The sequence below is a fragment of the Hymenobacter sp. BT188 genome (assembly GCF_014333585.1).
Lineage (GTDB): Bacteria > Bacteroidota > Bacteroidia > Cytophagales > Hymenobacteraceae > Hymenobacter.
On sequence record NZ_JACSCW010000003.1, the window covers coordinates 141,682 to 157,148 of the forward strand.

Sequence of the window (15,467 nt, forward strand, 5' to 3'; positions counted from 1 at the left end):
AAACTAGACTGCATCAAAGGGTATCCCAAACTTCTCTAGACGGCGATACAGGGCGCCCCGGCTTAGTCCCAAGGCTTTGGCTACGCGGCTCACGTTGCCGCTGTAGTGCTCCATCGACTTACGAATCATCTGCGACTCCAACTCGTCGAGGGTCATGGTGCCGACAGGGGGCAGTTCGTTGCTTTCGGTACTTCTGGGGGGCATTTTTTGAAAATGCGCCTGGAAATCCTCGGGGCCCAGCTCGTCTTTGCCGCTTACTAATACGGCTCTTTCCACCAGGTTTTTCAGCTCCCGAATATTACCGGCCAGAGGCAGCGTGCGCAGCCAGTGCAGAGCGGCCGTACTGATACGCAGGGCTGGCCGGTGGTAGGTGGTGCGCAGGTTCTGGACAAAGAAATTAACCAGCAGCGGAATATCATCAGGCCGCTCGCGCAGGGCGGGCAAACGCACGGTGATGAGGTTGATACGGTAGAATAAGTCTTCGCGGAAGCGGCCCTCGCGCACCAGCTCAGCCAGATTACGATTGGTGGCGCAAATCACGCGGATATCGAGGGTGCGCGGGCGACTGTCGCCGAGTACTTCGTAGGTGCGGTCTTGGAGTACGCGCAGCAGTTTTACCTGGCTGCTTAGGTCCAGTTCCCCAATTTCGTCCAGGAAGATCGTTCCCTTGTTGGCCAGCTCGAAGCGGCCCACGCGGTCGGCTTTGGCATCGGTAAAAGCCCCCCGACGGTGCCCAAACATCTCACTTTCAAACAACGACGCCGAAATGCCCCCCAGATTCACTTTCACAAAGGGCTTGTCGCGGCGGTGACTGTTGCGGTGAATGGCCTCCGCAATCAGCTCTTTGCCGGTGCCGCTTTCACCTTCAATAAGCACAGAAGCATCGGTGGCAGCTACCTGGCCCACGCTGCGCAACAAGTGCAGTAGCTGAGGATCGGTGCCGACGATGTTGGCAAAATCGTAGCGCTTGTCTAACTCCCGACGGCTCAGCGTTTCCTCTGTAGCTGGCGCATCCTGCAAGCTCAGAATCGTGCGAATCGTTTGAAGCAGGGCGTCATTATTCCAGGGCTTCGTAACGAACTCCGCCGCGCCCGCTTTGATGCCTTCCACGGCCAACGAGATGGAACCCCAGCCCGTGATGAGAATAACCGGCACCTGGGGGGCAATTTTCTTGACCAAACCCAGCAAGGCAAGCCCATCCTGCCCACTCGTATCGAGCGAGAAGTTCATATCCATGAGCATCAGCTGGGGCGCCGACTCCTGCAAGCTTTGCAGCGCCTCCGCCGGCGTGGCCACCCCTTTGGTCTGGTAGCCAGCCTGCTTCAGCAACAGTCCCAACGAGGTGCGCACGGCCACATCGTCATCAATAATCAGAATCATAGCGCAGAAAGGCGAAGAACGAGGTTCGGGCGGAAATTTGAAAGCGACGAGGTTATCAAAACCCAAGTTGCGAAGCCCGCGGCATCCGCCGGGCACAACCATATTCTGGGTTTACTCTTCGCGCAGGGATACCGCAGGCTGAATACCAGCGGCTATGCGGCTGGGCTGCCAGGCGCAGATAGCAGTGAGCGCGAAGATGATGAGCGTAGCCAGCAACATGGCCTGCAAGTACACCCCCGAAGCTACCCCAAACACACCCAGCAAGGGAAATTGCACGGCCAGGCCCAGACCCAGAATCACGCCCAGCGTAGTGACGACCAGCATTTCGCTCAAAAATTGCCCCCCAATGCCGGCTCCGGTAGCTCCCAGCGCCCGGCGCAGACCAATCTCGGCCTTGCGCTGGTTGATGTTGTACCAGAGCACGCCAAACAGCCCCAGCGCCACATTCAGAATCAGGAAGCCGCACACCAGCCCGAGCACGATAAGCGGCGTCAGCACGAATTTTAGCTTCGACACGCGGCTCTGCTCCAGCGAGTTTACCGTCACCGACCAGCCCTTGGTCACGTTGCTGATTTCCTTGATCAGTTGCTGCTCTAGCATGGCGCCGCTGCCGGGCTGCACGCGCAGTAGCAATACGGGTAGCTCGTAAGTCGACACTTTCTTCGTCATATCGTAATCGAGGGCGCGGCGGCGAAAGCTCATGGGTGCATCTTCGGCAAAGTCGCTCGCGGCGCGGTAGCTGTCTACCACACCTACTACCTGCCACTCTTTTTTGCCTTTCTCGTCGGTAAATATTTGACCTACTGCTTTTTCATTGGGAAACGCAGCGTTTTTGAGAGCAGTATTGATAACGATAGGTGTGCGCGTGCTGGCCGCATCGCGCCGGTCGAACCAGCGGCCTTCCACTACATTAAGCTTCATCACGTCCCGAAAATCGTCGTCGGCGTCGTAGTTATCGTTAAAAGGCATCTGTTTGCCTTTGTAAGAATAAGCGCCGTTTATCGTGCTAAACGAGAAGGGCGTATTTGAGCTCGTTTTGGTCACACCAACCACCCCTTTGGCTGCTTTTAAACGCTGCATGGTAAGCTGCAGCTTTTGGTTGAAGGCGGTAGTATCAGCACCGGGGTTGAGGTTAATTTCCCATACATTCTGAGAGTCGAAGCCCATGGGCTGGCGATAGTTGTACACGTTGTACACCAGCAAGCTGCTCACTACAAAGAGCACAAAAAAGGACAGCAGGATTTCTACAATCAGCAGCAGATTAGACCGCTTGCGGTTCCAGATCAAAGTAAACAGATGACGTATCATGGCAGGATGAGGCTAAAGAAATACGATTAGTTCGTGCCGCCTTTCAGGGCTTGAATGGGCTGCACCCTCGACATTTTGAAGGCCGGATACACGCCCGACAGCACTCCAAAAAACACGGCGGCCAGCAGAGCCCAGGCAAACACGCGCAGGTTGAGCGTGAGTTGAGCGTAGGGAATAAAGCTGGAGTCGCTGATAAACTCCAGGGCGCCGTAAGCTAGCAAGAGCCCAACCATTGCGCCCAGTAGCGTCAGAAAGATATTCTCGATCAGAAACTGCCCCACCAGCGTAGTGCTGGTGGCTCCGAAAGCCTTGCGCACCCCAATTTCGGAGCTGCGCTCCATAATGCGGCTCAAATTGATGTTCACTAGATTCAGCGCTGGCAACGACATGAACAGCAGCGCCAGGCCAAAAACGATGAAGTAGAAGAGAGTTACTTGGTCTGATTTTGATTCACCCTGCCCCAAGAACTGGCGGGTAAACGTGGCCAGCAGGCCGTCGGCGTGGGTGTTCAGACTCTTTACCTCGGGGTTCGGATTGACAACGTGCTTTAATACCTGCTGATATTCCGCATCTATGGCTGCTAGGTCGGTGCCTTCCGGAGCCAGTATGGCTGCGAAATATTCGCCCCCCAGCTCTGGGTTGCGCAGGTCAGCTTTGGTAGTGGTCATGGGGGCCCATACTTCGGCGTAGGAGTTGAAACGAAGCACTGGCACGTCGCTCACCACGCCAATTACCCGAAACTTGCTCTGGTCTACTTCAATGGTGCGGCCCACTACGCCCTTGGCCACGCCGAAGTATTCGCGGGCTGTGGTTTCCGAAATAACCACCACGCGGTTAGCATCGCGCAGGTCATTAGCATTGTAGGGCTTGCCTTCAAGAAAGTTAAAATCGAAGACCTCCCAGAAGAAATTGTCGGTAAACTTCAGGTCGAGTTCCAGCTTCTTGTTGCCGACGTAGCTAGGCGTGGCATGAAACATCGAGTAAAACGACATTTTCTCGGGCGTCTTCATCGGGCGCACATACTTTTCCAGAAAGTAAGGGCTAGGCGGAGTGTTCATTTGCCCCCCATCTTTGAAGCGCTGGCTTATAAACGTTATAAAAGCCATGCGCTTAATGCGCGACTCCGGCGCGTGAGCCCCTTGGGCATTGTCGGCCATGGCCACAATCACCAGCAATACCATCAGCGTAAAGCTGATACCGAACAGGCTGATAAAGGTGAAGAACTTGCGCCGCAACAAGACCTTCCAGGCGATTTTTAGATAGGAGAGAAGCATGGCTGTTAGAATATTAGTAGGCGGTCATGCAGAGCAGAGCGAAGCATCTCGCGTGCTGAGGTTGTGTTAGTAATCCCGCTAAACACGCGAGATGCTTCGCTCTGCTCTGCATGACGTTCTTTTAAGTTGAGTTAGCCGACTTGGCTACCGTCGAAAAAGCGAATCAAGCGCTCCGTTTTTAGGGCCTGGTGCTCGTCGTGGGTTACCATCACGATGGTGGTGCCTTCCTCGCGGTTCAGGGTCAGGAGCAAGTCCATAATTTCCTCGCCCATCACCGAGTCGAGGTTGCCGGTAGGCTCGTCGGCCAGGATGATTTCGGGGCGGCCCGCCAGGGCGCGGGCAATGGCTACGCGCTGGCGCTGCCCGCCCGAGAGCTGACTGGGAAAATGGGTGGTGCGGGCGCTCAAGCCTACTTTGTCGAGGGCTTCGTGGGCCCGCTGGCGCCGCTCTTTGCCCCCCACGCCGGCGCGGTAGAGGAGGGGCAGCTCCACGTTATCGAGCACCGAGAGGTCATTGATCAGATGATAGCTCTGAAAGACGAAGCCGATTTTCTGGTTGCGAAGATGCGCCAACTCCTTGTCGGAGTACGACTTCACGGGGCGTCCGTCCAGTTCTAAAACGCCCCCCGTGGGCTCATCTAGCAGCCCAATGATGCTCAGCAGCGTGGATTTGCCGCAGCCCGACGGTCCCATCACCGACACAAACTCACCCTTGTTGATGCTGAGGTTCACGCGGTTCAGCGCCACCGTTTCGATGGTTTTGGTCTGATACACTTTCTCAATGTCGGTGAGCTTAATCATGGGCGGGGCGGTAGCAAAAGTGGATGAAGGTGAAGCGGGACGAGGCTGTGTGGCAGTGGAGCTCATGGCAAAAGCAGGTGAAGTGTAGCGGAGATGATATAGAATCAAGACTGTACTGTCCGGTTATGAGTCATTGGATGTCCGGCTTTTACCATAATAGCCAAGCGTTGTGCCAATAGTATATATTATTGTAAATCAGTATGTTGTATAGTAAAATAGGTATCGTGCTCTCGTAAATAGTGTCCAGAAATGGACAAGGTGTTCGGATATGAGGTGACGCGTGTGCGTTTTTAGCAAGCAGTGATAAATTGATGTTTATCAGCAAATAGATAAGCTTCGTAGCATATTGTTTTTTATTTATAATAATTTATATATTACTTATAATTCAATTTCACCCTAATTCCACCCTTATGCCTACTACCACCAGCATCGGCGCCGAAATTCGGCGTGCTAATGACATATTCGAAGCTAGTTTTGAACGGGGTGATGCCGCCGCTATTGCTGCCCTTTACACTCCCGATGGTAGCCTGCTGCCAACGGGTATGGAGCCTATTCAAGGCGCGGCCGGTATTCAGAGCTTCTGGCAAGGAGCTATAGATATGGGTATTAAGCGAGTGAAGCTAAAAAGCCGGGAAGTGGAAGAGCTGCAAGACACCGCCATTGAACTTGGGACCTACACGCTGTTTGGCTCGGATGGACAGCAAATGGATCAGGGCAAATACCTGGTAGTCTGGAAAGAGCAAGACGGCAAATGGAGGCTTCACCAAGATATCTGGAACACCAGCATAGCGGCAGCCGCTCAGTAGCATAGTATTAGTCAGTTAATAAGCCCGCGGGGTTGGGTGAACCTGAGAAGCTACTGTTTCTCAGGCTCACCCAACCCCGCGGGCCTTACTTTATGCGTGGCGTAACTCGCCTGTGTGTATCAGTGGCTCAAATACATGTCCTTAGGTCTTCTAGGACAGAATGAGTGGTTGTTCGGAGCCGCTCGCCTCGTTATTTGGTAGCCACTAAGGGGCGTTGCAACTCAAAATCATAAAGCGTCAGGGCGCGCAGGCGGTAATAAGCCACCCAGCCAGCCCGTAGCGCAATGATGTAGGCACGCTTGGCCTGGTCTTTCTCAGACAAGGCAATGTTCAGATCTGTCAGGCTATAGCGGCCGACCTGGTAGGTGGCGCGGGCAATTTCGTAGCGACGCTGCGCCAACGTATCGGCGCGGGCGGCCAGGGCTAGTTGCTCACTTAGGGTACCCAACTGGGCGGCTTGCGAAAGCACCGTTTGCTCAAAGGTGGCCTGGCTTTGCTGCACGTTGCGCTGCACCTGCTGGCGCGTCAGCTCGGCGGTTTTGATAATGGATTTCTGCCGGCCCCAATCCACAAGCGGCATCGAGAAAGCCAGCCGCACCTGCTGCTGATTTAGCGGGTCTTGGTAGCTGTCGAGGAAGCGGTCGGCGCGGTTTACGTAGCCCAAATTGGCGGTCAGGCTGGCTTGCAGACCGGTGGTGCCTTTGGCGCCCGCCACGCTGCTATCGGCTTGCAGCAACTGGCGCTGGTAGGTGAGCATTTCGCTGCGGTTTTGGCGGGCCAGATTCAGCGCTTTATCAGGCGCTACCACGAGCAGGGCCGGAGCGGGAGGCACTTGCAGGGAAACCGCAGTGCCGCCAATGCTGGTGTAATTCTGCAGCTCCAGGGCCGCATTTTGGGCATCCAGTACCGCCTGGCCTTGATTGCGCCGAGCCGTGAGCAGGTTTACTTCAAGCTGCAGTAGGTCGTTCTGCGACAGGCGACCAAGCTGGTAGCGCTCCTTGCCCATGCGCAGCATTTCCTCATTGGCGCGCACGTTCTGACCGGCTACTTCGGCGTTTACCTGCTGCTGCAACACATCAAAATAAAGCTCCGTGATGCGCTGGGCAATATTTTCGCGCTGAGCCACAAACTGCCTTTGCGACTCCTCGTAGCGGAGCGGCTCAATGCGGCGGGCCCAGTACAGCCGGTTGTAGCCGCCAATAGGTTGGCTAAGTCCAATGATGGCGGGCGTGGTGTTATAGCGGCGCTGCTTGCGGTCGAAGTCATCGAAGCGCTGCACATCGGAGCTGACGAAAATTTGCCCCCCAGTAAGCCCAATGTTCTGGCTCATTGTCACGGCCAGGTTGGAATTGTTGATGCGCACGGCCCGAAAGTCGGTGGTGCCGTCGGGCTGAATAACTGGGGCAATAACCCGGCTGAAATCGGGGATGGTACCTTGCAGCGACAGCTGGGGCATGTAGGCGGCGCGGTAGGTGCGCCAGCGCCAGTAGCTAGTTTCGCGGCTCGTTTGGGCCTGCTGGGCCACGGCCGATTGGTCGAGGGCCAGCTCAATTACCTGGGGAAGGCTGAGTTGCTGCTGGGCCTGAGCCGCAGGAGTAATGGCAATCAGCAAGGCGACACAAGTGGCGCGCAGACCGTGACGTAGGACTCTGGGGGGCATTTTTGAGCGTAGCATGACGCGTTATCGCTTGATGGTTAGCTCGCGGGTTTCGGCGTGATCCTTCATATCGGTCAGGATAATCTCGTCGCCGGGTTGCAGGCCGTTGGTTATCTGGACAAAGTCGAAGTTGCTGTCGCCGAAGGTTACCGTGCGGCGTTCGGCCTTATCGCCCCGCACTACAAATACTGCCTGCTCGGTGCCGCCCTGGTAGAACGGGCCATTTTTGACACGCAGGACCTTTTTGTGCGCTTTGGTCACCACATATACATCCACGCGCAGGTTGGAGCGCAGCAAGGGGTGGTGGTCATCATCAAGCTTGGCGTAAAACGTTACAACCCCCTTATCCACAGCTGGACTCACGGCGCTGATGCTGCCACGCAGGTCGGTGTCGTTTACCCTCACTATCACGGGGTCGCCCACGTGTAGGGCCTCGGCGTAGGCATCGGCGATGGTGGCGCGCACCCGGAAGCTGCTCAGGTCGGCTACGCGGGCTAGCACGTCGCCCTGGTTCACGGTGGCGCCAATGTCCTCGTTTACCCACGTTAGCACGCCAGGCTGCTGGGCGCTGATGTCGGCCTGGCCTAGCTTGCGGGCCAGCTCTGTGATGCTGCGGTCCTGAATCTGCATGGTGAAGCCCAACTCGCGGGTATCGGCGGCGTTAGCCTGGCGCTGGTTGCGAATCTGATCTTGCAGACGCTTCAGCTCCAGCTTGGCCAGGTGCAGGTTTAGTTCAGCCTGCCGCACGCTTTCGGCCGTGCCGCTCCCGATTTTCAGCAAGTGCTCTTCATCGCGAAGCGTCGATTCCTGGCTCCGAATCTTGACTTGCTGCACCTGAGCCTGGCTTTGCAGGTCGTTCAGGGTGCGCTCCATCGTTAGGTTGAGCTGGGTGCTTTTATTGCGGTTTTGCAGCTGCCCATCCTGTAGTTTGGCCAGTTCGCTGCTGGTTAGCTCCTTGTCTAGCTCCAGAATCGTCTGGCCGGGCTGCACCGCGCTGCCTACTGGCACCGCCACCCGGCGTACCGTCGATTGGATGGGGCTGGTAATCACCGCCTCCCGGCCCGGAATCACGAAGCCCGTGGCTGTCAGCGCCGCCTCCACGTCGCCAATCTCGACTGTGGTTGTGAGAATATCTTGGCGGTTGATGCTCGGCTTTAGTACACCCCGGAAGGCGACCAGCACCACAACTACTCCCAGCACCACGAGTCCGGCCAACAGCCAGGTGCGGCGAAGACGCTTGTTTTGCGTGGCGGGAGAAATAGCTCTGTCCATTTTTAGATAGAAATGAGATGATTTTCTACCTAGATAGCCAAGCGCTATGCCATTTAGTAAACTGATTGATTATTATATGTTTACATGGGTTGCAATGAATATGTACACCTAGAAAAGTGTCCATTTTTGGACAGAGTGTTCAGTATTGAAAAGATGAGTGAACAAGTTTAAACAGTATTGTCATCTTAAGGCACGAAGAGCCTTATCTCCGTTGCGAGAGTTGTTTGTTCTGAGGTGAGAAGGTCCTTCGTGCCTCAGGATGACAGATGATGAGAGCAATGAGAGGTAAGGCTAGCTTAGGACAACAAAAAAGCGGCAAGCCAATATGGCCTGCCGCTTTTAATAATTACTACCTGGGGGGGCTATTTCTGCTCGCCTTCAGGCTTAGGCGTTTCGTTAGCCTCTTCCGGCAAGACAAGGTCGAACTCGACGCGACGGTTGAGGGCGCGGCCAGCTGCGGTGGCATTAGTGGTAATAGGCTTGCTTTCACCGTAGCCACGTGATTCAATTCGCTCCGCAGGAATGCCTTTTGTCAGCATATAGGTGCGGGCAGCGGCGGCGCGGTCGTCGGAAAGCTTCAGGTTGTAGGCGTCGCTACCTTGGCTGTCCGTGTGGCCGGCAATGCTCAGGATATAGTCAGGATACTCGTTGAGCACCTTCACCAAATCCTCGAGCGTAGGGTAAGAACTAGGCTTGAGGACTGCCTTGTTAAGCTCAAACTGGATGAACTTGGTGGCAGCTTCGAGGCGCTTTTTGGTTTCAACCTTAATCTCTGGGCAGCCTCTGTTGGTAGCGGGGCCAGCAGAGTTGGGGCAGCGGTCCTGGAAGTCAGGCACACCGTCGCCGTCGGTGTCGAGCGGGCAGCCATTGGCATCTACTTTCACATTAGTCGGCGTATCGGGGCACTTGTCGTCAGCATCGGTTACACCATCATTGTCGGCATCGGGGCAGCCTTGCATTTCGGCTTTGCCAGGCGTATCAGGGCATTTGTCGTCAGCATCGCGGATACCGTCGCCATCCCGATCTGGGCAACCTTCGAGGGCGGGCAGGCCTTTTTCAGCCGGGCATTTATCCTGATAATCTGGCACACCATCACCGTCGCCGTCTATTGGGCAGCCATTCGCATCAACTGCTACGCCGCTGGGCGTGGCAGGGCACTTGTCTTTACGGTCGGCAATGCCATCACCGTCCTCATCCTTGGCTCGGCCGAAGTTGAACGTAACACCTGCGGAATGTTGCAGGTAGCGGTCATTCAGATCACCTTCATCCACGTTATCAATCGTGTTGGTTAGGGCGTAGATCTGGCCGGTCTGCACGAAGATGCCGAAAGAGGGCGAGAAGTTCAGGGCAATACCGGCTGCACCGTGCAGATAAGCGGCGTAATGGTCTTTGTTGCCCTGGAACTGCTCTCCGCCCACGCCCGTGTTGATGAACTTATCCGAGGAGGCAATCATCAAGCCCGGCGCTAAGCTCAAATAAGGGGCGAAGATGGCGTCCTCTTTCAACGCCCAGCCGTTGTTGAGCTTGAACTTGACGGGCACCCCAATCGTGGTCACGTTCGCGTCGAAGCGGCGGATGGGCAGGCGCAAGGGGTCTTTGGTGGAGAATTTCATGTCCCCGTAGTTAGCCGACAAACCCAAGTCGATGCCCGGCGTCAGGTAACGGGAGAGTGTGATGCCGCCCCCGTACTCAATCTTATTGGACTTGAACCACTCCGAGCCCAGGTCGCCGCGGTATTGTAGGGTGCTGCCGTAAAGGCTAATGCCGGTTTTGCGGTCCGCGCTTTGCGTGTGACCCTCAAGGGCCGATGCCAGCAGCGCTGCACCCGAAAGCAGCAATTTGGATAAAGTAGAGAGTAATCTCACAAGAATTAATTAAAAGGGAGAGTTTTATTGAATTAAGGCTATATACTTCCAATAACGAGTATGGGTTTCGGTCCTGTTGAATTGTTGAGCTTGATGCGTCTAGCGGGTATTCATCATTGCATGGTCCAGCCAGCGCCTTCGGGTAAAACCAGAAAAACGCTGTCGGCTAGGTTCTGGACGCGTAGTGCTTTGCGCAAATCCGTGACGGGCTCGGTCAGGCCATCGTCGGCGAGCTGGAAGGTGCCAAAATGGGTGGCAATGCTGCGGCGAGCGCCCAAATCCTGGTGGGCCTGCACCGCTTGGGCGGGCGAGATGTGAATGGGAGCCATAAACCACTCGGGCCGGTAGGCGCCAATGGGTAGAATGGCTAACTCAATTGGCCCCAACCGCTGTCCGATTTCCTTGAAAAATGGGCCGTAGCCGGTGTCGCCGGCATAATAGATGTTGCCGCGCGCGGCGCTCATCACCCAGCCTGCCCACAGGGTAGCGTCGCGGTCGCGCAGGCCGCGGCCGGAAAAGTGCTGGGCGGGCACGGCGGTGAGCTTTACCGTGGAACTGAGCGGCAAAGCTTGCCACCAATCCAGCTCGGTTACGTTGCCAATTTTCTCCTCGTCCAGAAACTCCTTAATTCCCAGTCCAACAAAGATGCGTGGCTGGTCGCGGGCGGCGAGGCGGCGCAGGGTATTTAGGTCAAGGTGGTCGTAGTGGTTGTGGCTGATGACGATGGCGTCGATGGGGGGCAAATCGTCGAAGCGCAGGCCGGGCGGGCGTAGGCGCTTGGGGCCAATCCATTGATACGGGCTGGTGCGCTCACTCCAAATGGGGTCCGTCAGCACGTTCAGGCTATCAAACTGCAATAGGAAGCTACCATGATTGACAAACGTGACGCGCACCTGCCCGCGGCCGACGCGGGTGGGCGGCTTGGGTCCGGGGGGGAAATTGGGCTGTTCGGGCCACTCGCCTTTGTCGCGGTTGAGCATCCATTTGAGCAACGGTCCCATGCCTTCCTGCGCTTTCACGCCGCCCGCATTCTGGAAGGTTTCACCATTGAAATGGTCGGAAACGGGGCCGCGGTATTTGGGGGCCGAAATGGAGCATCCTGCCACAAAGCCGCCGCCGGCCAGCAACACGAGTAGGCCCAAGGCCCAGAAGAAGTAGCGACGCAGCATAGAGGAGGTTGTAGAAAGCTCCTCGTTTTACCGGCTTGCGCGGCAAAGGTTTTGTTCGGCCACCAGACCCACTACAGATTGGGACAAGTGCGTAATTTGCCCCCCAACATGGCTGATGTAGCTTTTAATGGACCCGTACGCGGACGTTTGGCACCTACGCCCAGCGGCTATCTGCACCTGGGCAACGCCGTGAACTTTGTGCTTACCTGGCTACTCGTACGGCGAGCCGGTGGTAGTCTGCACCTGCGCATCGACGACCTCGACCGCGCCCGTTTGCGCCCGGCTTACCTGGAGAATATCTTCCAGACGATCCGCTGGCTCGGCTTGGATTATGACACTGGCCCCCGCGATTCGGAGGAGTTTGAGCAGGCGTATTCTCAGCTACATCATCTGGCTGAATACCAAGCTATGCTTGATAATTTGCGCTCGAAGCCGGGGTTGATCTATGCTTGCACTTGCTCGCGCACCAGCAATTTGCCCCCCAGCTCACTGGATGGTGAACATGGCTGCCGCAGCTGTCAGGCCACATTTGCTACGGCCGGCGGCGCCTGGCGCGTGCGTGTGCCAGCTACGCCTATTGCTGTAGTTGATGCGTGGCGCGGACCTCTACAGGTAGACTTGGCGGCTACAATGGGTGACTTTGTGGTGCGCAAAAAAGATGGCTTGCCCGCTTACCAAGTGGCTTCATTAGTCGATGACTTGTGCCTAGGCACTACGCTCATCGTGCGCGGCGAGGACTTGTTGCCCAGCACCGCCGCGCAGCTTTTTTTAGCTTCTCAGTTGTCCACCACGGTCGGTTTTGCTCACGCTCAGTTCATACATCACAGCTTGCTTTCCGGTGCTGGGGGGCAAAAGTTGTCCAAGTCGCAACAGCAACCCCTGGACCGGGGAATAGTAGGCGCAACCAATTCACCGCGAGTAGTCTACGCCACTGTAGCGGAGCTGCTGGCGCTGCCTAAAGCAGCCGGTAACTCTTTGGACGCTTTGCAGCAAGCGTTTACCGACTTCGGGGTTGAAAGCAAAAAGTAGCGAAGCGTATACCCAGAAATTGGATAACAAATCAAACTCAGACCGTCATGCCGAGCGTAGCATCCTGCGTGCTGACCCAAGATTACTAATTATGCATCAGCACGCGGGATGCTTCGCTGCGCTCGGCATGATGGACTAATAAGGAGAATTAGTGAATCTCCTTCTTAAACTGCTCAGCCCAATGATCTGCCAAGCGTGTAGGCTCCGGGAGCTTATAGCCGCGGGTGCAGGCTACGGCTAGGCGCGTTGCAGTGATTTGGTCGCAGCGGTGGCCGGGACTTACGAATACGGGCAGCACCCGGTCCTTGGTGCGCAGCACTTCCCCAATTAATTCGTCTTTGTCGAGCAGCGGCGACCGGCTGCCGGCCGTGGGGGCAGGCTCCTCAAATTTGCCGGTGAGCAGGCTTTTAGCCACGCCAAAAGTAGGTATATCGAGCAGCACGCCGAGGTGAGCGGCAATGCCCATGCGGCGCTTGTGCGCAATGCCGTGGCCATCTACCATAATCACGTCGGGTTTTTGTTGCAGCTTTTCGTAGGCTTTCAGTAAGTTGGGCGCTTCACGAAACGCCAGAAATCCAGGTACATACGGCACCGTTACGGGGCCTACATGATAAACTTTCTCCACCAACTCCAGCGAGGGGTAACGCAGCAGCACAAACACCGAAAGAATGGTTTCCGGTGTGGGAAATGAGGAGTCGCAGCCGGCAATGAAGGAAGGCTCGGCAGCCAATGGCTCTATTCGGACGCGGGCGCGCATTTCTTCCTGTTGCTGAGTCAGGTCGCGAACTACGATCGGGTCGGCGGGCGGGTGGTAGGGGCGGTACATATAGCGGGAGAGAGGCTGGGGGGCAAATTTCCCTTCTACGAATGGCCGGTGGAAAAGCTGACGAATGGTATTTCAACGCCAACTTTTTTGCGTACTATGAGCCAAATCCCGGTTGTTAGCTTAAATCAATTCGCACCCAGCCCGATTTAACTAGCTTAGCCGGGGGGCAAGTCGGTTGGGGCTGAAAGATAGTCTGATGAAAATCAGTGTGTTAGCAATGAATCTGGTCGCTTACATTATTTGAATTTCGTGAAGTCCTTTTCTATTCGCTTATACGCTTCTTACACCGATGCTGACCTGCTGCAAGCCTTGCGGGCAGATGATGAGGGTGCATTCGAGGAGATCTATAAGCGTTACTGTTATCGGCTGTTCACGGTGGCCTACCGGAAGCTCAAGCAGCGGGAAGAAGCCGAGGAGTTGGTGCAGGACCTGCTGGCCGACCTCTGGAGCCGGCGCGCCAGCTTACAGATCCAGCAGCTCGATCAGTACTTGTTTTCGGCCGTTCGGTACCGAATTATCAACTACATCAAATCACAGAAGCTGAAGTCGGGTTATGAGCTGTATTGTCAGCTTCACGCGTCACCCAGTACGGCTAATACCGAAAATTTCCTGGCCCTCAATGACTTGAACGACGCCTTGCTGGCCGGAGTGGAGAATTTGCCCGAAAAATCCCGGCAGGTATTTCAGCTCAGCCGCATGGAGCACTGTACCGTACCCGAAATCTCGGTGCGGGTCAACCTATCGGAGAAGACAGTGGAGTATCACCTGACTAAGGCGCTGAAGCTGCTGCGGAGCTACCTGCGCGATTTTTTGGTGTTGCTGCTTCCTTTACTTGCCTTTTTGCGATAAGATAAAATGCTTACTTCCAGTAATATAGCTGGTGATGGGTGATTTTGTGGTTGTTTTTTGTAAAAAAAAGCAGAAAGTGTTTAGGGTTGCTGGCTAGTTCGCTGACTAGATAAGTGGAAGCTTGCTAAATCCCTTATCTAGTGACTGAAGACGAATTTCACGCGTTGCTTCAACGCTACCTCGACGGCCGCTGCACGCCCGCCGAGCGGGCGCGTGTAGAGCATTGGTACAATCACCTGGAGGAGGCCGAAGGCGCCGCGCTGCTGAGTCAGAGTCAGGAAGCGGTGGAAGATGCCATTTGGCAACGTCTCCATCAGCACACCAAAGCCACCACTGCTTCCGAAACCCGCATACTGGTTCATCCGGCAAGTTTTTGGCAGAAGCCTCACATGAAGGCCGCCGCCGCGCTGGTGCTATTGGCGCTTAGCCTGGGGCTATTGCTGCTGTTTACCAAGTCCTCCCAGACGCGCCAGTCCCAGCCAACGATAGCGGTGGCCGACGGGTGGACCCGCCACCGCAACACGACCCGGCAGGTGCAGCAGTTCCGGCTGCCGGATGAAAGCCGGATCACGCTGCATCCGGGCAGTAGTTTGCGGTATCTGACTGCATTTGTGGGGCCCAAGCGGAAGGTATATCTACAGGGAGAGGCCTTTTTTCAGGTCAGCAAAAATCCCGCGCGCCCTTTCCTGGTTTTCACCCGCCAGGTGGTGACCACCGTGCTGGGAACGAGCTTCCGGGTGAAAGCCTACGCCGAGAGCAAAGTGGCCTCAGTAGCGGTAAGTGAGGGAAAAGTGGCCGTGCAAGCTCGCAAACCTGCCACGTCCGATACGGCGCCGCTGGCTACCCCAAGCATACTGCTGTTGCCCAATCAGCAGGTGGTGTACTCTGCTGTCAGTCGGCGGCTGAAAAAGGAACTAGTCGATAAACCCGTGGTGCTGGCGCCCCAGTCCTTTGAGTTCGAGGAACGCCCCGTGACGGAGGTGCTACAGGCCCTGGAAAAAGCCTACGGGGTTGACATAGAGTACGATAGAGCCACGCTGGCTGGGTGCACCGTCAGTATCACCTTCTACGACGAGCCCTTATTTGAAAAGCTGGGCTTGCTGTGCAAGTCGCTGGATGCCTATTACAGCCTGTCGGACGCGCAGATCATCCTGCACAGCAAGGGCTGTCAGTCGCCGCTGGGGGGCTAATTGCCGCCCGCATCTGCACACAATAAGCTAAAAGCTCTGAAT

General features: G+C 56.0%; 13 protein-coding genes. 4 read left to right on the forward strand and 9 right to left on the reverse strand.

Annotated features, from left to right (window positions below):
* Window positions 1-3: 3 nt before the first annotated feature.
* The 4 genes from H8B13_RS08785 to H8B13_RS08800 all read right to left on the reverse strand — a co-directional run bounded on the left by H8B13_RS08785 (window position 4) and on the right by H8B13_RS08800 (window position 4,762).
* Window positions 4-1,380, reverse strand: coding sequence for a sigma-54-dependent transcriptional regulator (locus H8B13_RS08785; RefSeq protein WP_187310438.1), 1,377 nt, complete (start codon window positions 1,378-1,380; stop codon window positions 4-6).
* A gap of 111 nt (window positions 1,381-1,491) precedes the next feature.
* On the reverse strand, window positions 1,492-2,688 hold the full coding sequence (locus H8B13_RS08790) for an ABC transporter permease (RefSeq protein WP_187310439.1): 1,197 nt from the start codon (window positions 2,686-2,688) through the stop codon (window positions 1,492-1,494).
* Between the two features lie 26 nt (window positions 2,689-2,714).
* Entirely contained in the window at window positions 2,715-3,962 is a 1,248-nt protein-coding gene (locus H8B13_RS08795; protein WP_187310440.1) for an ABC transporter permease, read from the reverse strand.
* Window positions 3,963-4,093: 131 nt separating this feature from the next.
* The gene (locus H8B13_RS08800) at window positions 4,094-4,762 is read right to left on the reverse strand and encodes an ABC transporter ATP-binding protein (RefSeq protein ID WP_187310957.1); all 669 of its coding nucleotides are present in this window, start codon (window positions 4,760-4,762) and stop codon (window positions 4,094-4,096) included.
* A 410-nt stretch (window positions 4,763-5,172) separates the two neighbouring features.
* Here H8B13_RS08800 and H8B13_RS08805 point away from each other — a divergent pair, with 410 nt between their 5' ends.
* Entirely contained in the window at window positions 5,173-5,568 is a 396-nt protein-coding gene (locus H8B13_RS08805; protein WP_187310441.1) for a YybH family protein, read from the forward strand.
* A 190-nt stretch (window positions 5,569-5,758) separates the two neighbouring features.
* Here the strand turns inward: H8B13_RS08805 and H8B13_RS08810 are convergent, their stop codons facing one another.
* From H8B13_RS08810 to H8B13_RS08825, 4 genes are all read right to left on the reverse strand, one after another.
* Window positions 5,759-7,243: a TolC family protein gene (locus tag H8B13_RS08810; protein ID WP_261990293.1), complete on the reverse strand. Its 1,485-nt coding sequence runs from the start codon at window positions 7,241-7,243 to the stop codon at window positions 5,759-5,761.
* 6 nt (window positions 7,244-7,249) lie between these two features.
* Complete coding sequence (locus tag H8B13_RS08815; protein WP_187310442.1) at window positions 7,250-8,497, reverse strand: efflux RND transporter periplasmic adaptor subunit; 1,248 nt, start codon at window positions 8,495-8,497, stop codon at window positions 7,250-7,252.
* Window positions 8,498-8,859: 362 nt separating this feature from the next.
* A complete protein-coding gene (locus H8B13_RS21535) occupies window positions 8,860-10,362 on the reverse strand; it encodes an OmpA family protein (RefSeq protein ID WP_187310443.1) in 1,503 nt (500 codons plus the stop codon).
* Window positions 10,363-10,475: 113 nt separating this feature from the next.
* A complete protein-coding gene (locus tag H8B13_RS08825; protein ID WP_187310444.1) occupies window positions 10,476-11,531 on the reverse strand; it encodes an MBL fold metallo-hydrolase in 1,056 nt (351 codons plus the stop codon).
* Window positions 11,532-11,639: 108 nt separating this feature from the next.
* Here H8B13_RS08825 and H8B13_RS08830 point away from each other — a divergent pair, with 108 nt between their 5' ends.
* Entirely contained in the window at window positions 11,640-12,560 is a 921-nt protein-coding gene (locus H8B13_RS08830) for a glutamate--tRNA ligase family protein (protein WP_187310445.1), read from the forward strand.
* Between the two features lie 148 nt (window positions 12,561-12,708).
* Here the strand turns inward: H8B13_RS08830 and nfi are convergent, their stop codons facing one another.
* Window positions 12,709-13,386 carry a deoxyribonuclease V gene (gene nfi / locus H8B13_RS08835; RefSeq protein ID WP_187310446.1) on the reverse strand — a complete coding sequence of 226 codons (678 nt, stop codon included), beginning with the start codon at window positions 13,384-13,386 and terminating at the stop codon, window positions 12,709-12,711.
* A 249-nt stretch (window positions 13,387-13,635) separates the two neighbouring features.
* Between nfi and H8B13_RS08840 the strand changes: the two genes are divergently transcribed.
* Together H8B13_RS08840 and H8B13_RS08845 are read left to right on the forward strand one after the other, a co-directional pair.
* Complete coding sequence (locus H8B13_RS08840; RefSeq protein WP_187310447.1) at window positions 13,636-14,235, forward strand: RNA polymerase sigma-70 factor; 600 nt, start codon at window positions 13,636-13,638, stop codon at window positions 14,233-14,235.
* Window positions 14,236-14,375: 140 nt separating this feature from the next.
* Window positions 14,376-15,425 carry a FecR family protein gene (locus tag H8B13_RS08845; protein WP_187310448.1) on the forward strand — a complete coding sequence of 350 codons (1,050 nt, stop codon included), beginning with the start codon at window positions 14,376-14,378 and terminating at the stop codon, window positions 15,423-15,425.
* Window positions 15,426-15,467 lie beyond the last annotated feature (42 nt).

Excerpts from the sequence above, each read along its gene's own strand:
- H8B13_RS08825 (WP_187310444.1), bottom strand. The coding sequence starts at position 11,531 with ATGCTGCGTCGCTACTTCTTCTGGGCCTTGGGCCTACTCGTGTTGCTG.
- H8B13_RS08830 (WP_187310445.1), top strand. The coding sequence starts at position 11,640 with ATGGCTGATGTAGCTTTTAATGGACCCGTACGCGGACGTTTGGCACCT.
- H8B13_RS08815 (WP_187310442.1), bottom strand. The coding sequence starts at position 8,497 with ATGGACAGAGCTATTTCTCCCGCCACGCAAAACAAGCGTCTTCGCCGC.
- H8B13_RS08810 (WP_261990293.1), bottom strand. The coding sequence starts at position 7,243 with ATGCTACGCTCAAAAATGCCCCCCAGAGTCCTACGTCACGGTCTGCGC.
- nfi (WP_187310446.1), bottom strand. The coding sequence starts at position 13,386 with ATGTACCGCCCCTACCACCCGCCCGCCGACCCGATCGTAGTTCGCGAC.
- H8B13_RS08795 (WP_187310440.1), bottom strand. The coding sequence starts at position 3,962 with ATGCTTCTCTCCTATCTAAAAATCGCCTGGAAGGTCTTGTTGCGGCGC.
- H8B13_RS08785 (WP_187310438.1), bottom strand. The coding sequence starts at position 1,380 with ATGATTCTGATTATTGATGACGATGTGGCCGTGCGCACCTCGTTGGGA.
- H8B13_RS08800 (WP_187310957.1), bottom strand. The coding sequence starts at position 4,762 with ATGATTAAGCTCACCGACATTGAGAAAGTGTATCAGACCAAAACCATC.
- H8B13_RS08805 (WP_187310441.1), top strand. The coding sequence starts at position 5,173 with ATGCCTACTACCACCAGCATCGGCGCCGAAATTCGGCGTGCTAATGAC.
- H8B13_RS08790 (WP_187310439.1), bottom strand. The coding sequence starts at position 2,688 with ATGATACGTCATCTGTTTACTTTGATCTGGAACCGCAAGCGGTCTAAT.